At 54.6% G+C, this 2,936-nt stretch carries 4 protein-coding genes, 2 tRNA genes and 1 other RNA gene; 6 read left to right on the top strand and 1 reads right to left on the bottom strand.

Annotated features, from left to right (window positions below; translation table 11 throughout):
• From MYY08_RS09985 to xthA, 6 genes are all read left to right on the top strand, one after another.
• Nucleotides 1-94, top strand: a 94-nt coding sequence (locus MYY08_RS09985; RefSeq protein WP_288013978.1) for an SEC-C metal-binding domain-containing protein, incomplete at its 5' end; no start/stop codon positions are given.
• A 54-nt stretch (nucleotides 95-148) separates the two neighbouring features.
• Nucleotides 149-997, top strand: a complete 849-nt coding sequence (purU, locus tag MYY08_RS09990) for a formyltetrahydrofolate deformylase (protein ID WP_038625847.1) — start codon at nucleotides 149-151, stop codon at nucleotides 995-997.
• A 142-nt stretch (nucleotides 998-1,139) separates the two neighbouring features.
• Nucleotides 1,140-1,224 (top strand) — tRNA-Tyr (locus tag MYY08_RS09995).
• Between the two features lie 110 nt (nucleotides 1,225-1,334).
• A tRNA-Tyr gene (locus tag MYY08_RS10000) sits at nucleotides 1,335-1,419 on the top strand.
• 41 nt (nucleotides 1,420-1,460) lie between these two features.
• A non-coding RNA gene (locus tag MYY08_RS10005) (RtT sRNA) lies at nucleotides 1,461-1,585 on the top strand.
• Nucleotides 1,586-1,790: 205 nt separating this feature from the next.
• The gene (xthA, locus tag MYY08_RS10010; protein WP_038625845.1) at nucleotides 1,791-2,597 is read left to right on the top strand and encodes an exodeoxyribonuclease III; all 807 of its coding nucleotides are present in this window, start codon (nucleotides 1,791-1,793) and stop codon (nucleotides 2,595-2,597) included.
• Between the two features lie 38 nt (nucleotides 2,598-2,635).
• On the opposite strand, the gene MYY08_RS10015 is transcribed toward xthA, so the two are convergent.
• Nucleotides 2,636-2,932 (bottom strand): YnjH family protein, encoded by a 297-nt coding sequence (locus MYY08_RS10015; protein WP_288013979.1) that lies wholly within the window; start codon nucleotides 2,930-2,932, stop codon nucleotides 2,636-2,638.
• Between the last annotated feature and the right edge of the window lie 4 nt (nucleotides 2,933-2,936).

The raw sequence follows: 2,936 nt of genomic DNA on the forward strand, positions 1-2,936 counted from the left end.
GTACTATATTGACGGAACCGCGCCACAGGTGGGTCGAAATGACCGCTGTCCCTGTGGCTCCGAAAAAAAATACAAAAAATGTTGCGGCCAGTAACGCTGGCACCATTCAGATTCACCGCTATCTCGCTTCGACAGGATCGATAACTCAATGCAAGCGCAAAATTTACAACGCAAAGTACTACGCACCATCTGCCCTGACGCCAAGGGCCTTATCGCCAAGATCACCAACATTTGCTACAAGCACGAGCTGAACATCGTCCAGAACAATGAGTTCGTCGATCACCGCACCGGTCGCTTCTTTATGCGCACCGAGCTGGAAGGCATTTTCAATGACGCCACGCTGCTGGCCGATCTCGACGGCGCGCTGCCGCAAGGCTCGGTGCGCGAACTCCAGTGCGCCGGACGGCGTCGCGTGGTCATTCTGGTCACCAAAGAGGCGCACTGCCTTGGCGATCTGCTGATGAAAAGCGCGTTTGGTGGGCTGGATATGGAGATTGCGGCGGTTATCGGCAACCACGACACGCTGCGCTCGCTGGTGGAACGCTTCGATATTCCTTTCGTTCTGGTCAGTCATGAAGGCCTGACGCGCGAAGAGCACGACAATAAAATGGCGGAGCAGATCGATCGTTATCAGCCCGATTATGTGGTGCTGGCGAAATATATGCGCGTGCTGACCCCAGCATTCGTTCAGCGCTATCCCAACCAGATCATCAATATTCACCACTCTTTCCTGCCCGCGTTTATCGGCGCGCGGCCTTATCACCAGGCGTACGAGCGCGGCGTGAAAATCATCGGCGCCACGGCGCATTATGTTAATGACAACCTCGACGAAGGTCCGATCATTATGCAGGATGTGATTAACGTCGATCACAGCTATACCGCGGAAGAGATGATGCGCGCCGGACGCGATGTAGAAAAAAATGTGCTGAGCCGCGCCCTGTATAAAGTGCTGGGCCAGCGCGTGTTTGTTTACGGCAACCGCACGATCATTCTTTAAGAGCGACGGCGTCGGTTGCTCAGCAAACCGACGCCATGAATAAAAAAGCGTCGAACGATACGCTTTTTTCCCCTGGGCGCTTTACAGCATCGATTCATTTGGTATGATGCGCCCCGCTTTCAGGCAATATGTCCTGACCCGTGGTGGGATTCCCGAGCGGCCAAAGGGAGCAGACTGTAAATCTGCCGTCACAGACTTCGAAGGTTCGAATCCTTCTCCCACCACCACTCTTCTTTAACAGAAGAAAGATGAGCAAGCCGGTAATAAAGGCGAACTTTGGGTTATGCGGCAGTTGACGAGATGGAAAGCGACAATCATTATCTGAACAGAATGACCTGGTGGGATTCCCGAGCGGCCAAAGGGAGCAGACTGTAAATCTGCCGTCACAGACTTCGAAGGTTCGAATCCTTCTCCCACCACCATCTTCGCATTACGCACCACACTCCCTTTATTAATAAAGTTGCATCTTCCCGTTGGGAGAAGGTGAGAAGCTTCGACAAGGTTCGCGTCGAGCAACGCGAGACAACGTGCGCAGCACGGCCCGCAGGGCGAGGAGCGCAGCGACGAGTCATCCTTCTCCCACCACCATCTTCGCATTACGCACCACACTCCCTTTTATTAATAAAGCTGCATCTTCCCGTTGGGAGAAGGTGAGAAGCTTCGACAAGATTCGCGTCGAGCAACGCTGTTCCCTGTCGTTTACCGCCCGTGCCCCGCGCCGCCGCTTCCCGTGACATTCTTAACCTACTTCTGTTAACATCCTGCCATCTTTTTACCAGGTAGTTGCCGCAATATGAAATTCATCTCTTTTAATATCAACGGGCTGCGCGCTCGTCCTCACCAGCTTGAAGCGATCATCGCCCAGCACAATCCTGATGTCATTGGCCTGCAGGAAACCAAAGTGCACGATGATATGTTTCCACTGGAAGAGGTCAGCAAGCTGGGCTATCACGTCTTTTATCACGGACAGAAAAGCCACTATGGCGTCGCGCTGCTGACGCGTGAGATGCCGGTTAAGGTGCAACGCGGTTTCCCTGATGACGATGAAGAGGCGCAGCGCCGTCTGATCATGGCAGAGATCCCTGCGCCGTCAGGCAATATCACCGTGATTAACGGCTATTTTCCACAGGGCGAAAGTCGTGAGCATCCCACCAAGTTTCCGGCGAAAGAGAAGTTTTACCGCGACCTGCAAAGCTACCTGGAAAATCACCTGACGGCAGACGATCGCATCGTTGTTATGGGCGATATGAATATCAGCAGCACCGATCTTGATATCGGCATTGGCGAAGATAGCCGTAAGCGCTGGTTGCGCACCGGCAAATGTTCCTTCCTGCCGGAAGAACGGGAGTGGATGGCGCGCCTGCTGAGCTGGGGGCTGGTGGATACCTGGCGCGCAGCGAATCCCGACTGCGCCGATCGTTTCTCCTGGTTTGATTACCGTTCCAGAGGGTTTGATGACAATCGCGGCCTGCGCATCGATCTGCTGCTGGCGACCCGCGTCCTGGCGGAGCGCTGCGTGGCGACCGGCATTGATTATGATATTCGCGCTATGGAAAAACCGTCCGACCACGCGCCGATTTGGGCTGAATTCAGCGTGTAAAAAAAGAGGCGCTGCGACGCTGGTCGCAACGCCTGCGCTTATTTTACGATACGCCAGATTAAATTATTGGTGCCGAGAGATTTCTCATCGCGCACGCACTGCAGCAGCACATCTTCCGCTTTGACTACCGCGCCTTCGGAGTAGCTGCGGTTTTCATAGGTGCAGCAGCGCAAACAGGGCGGGCTGGATGAATTTTGCCCCTGAGTCCAGACTTCGGGCGGCATATCCAGCACCACGTCGCTGTTACTTGTCGAGCCGCCATTATTGCCCGAACCATAATCGCCCGAGCCGTAATCATGCCGGTGCGCCTGTGCCGCCGTAGCGACCAGCAGCATCAGC

It is taken from the genome of Mixta sp., from assembly GCF_024610815.1.
GTDB lineage: Bacteria > Pseudomonadota > Gammaproteobacteria > Enterobacterales > Enterobacteriaceae > Mixta > Mixta calida.

Coding starts and splice junctions, on each gene's coding strand:
- purU (WP_038625847.1), top strand. CDS start 149: ATGCAAGCGCAAAATTTACAACGCAAAGTACTACGCACCATCTGCCCT.
- xthA (WP_038625845.1), top strand. CDS start 1,791: ATGAAATTCATCTCTTTTAATATCAACGGGCTGCGCGCTCGTCCTCAC.
- MYY08_RS10015 (WP_288013979.1), bottom strand. CDS start 2,932: ATGCTGCTGGTCGCTACGGCGGCACAGGCGCACCGGCATGATTACGGC.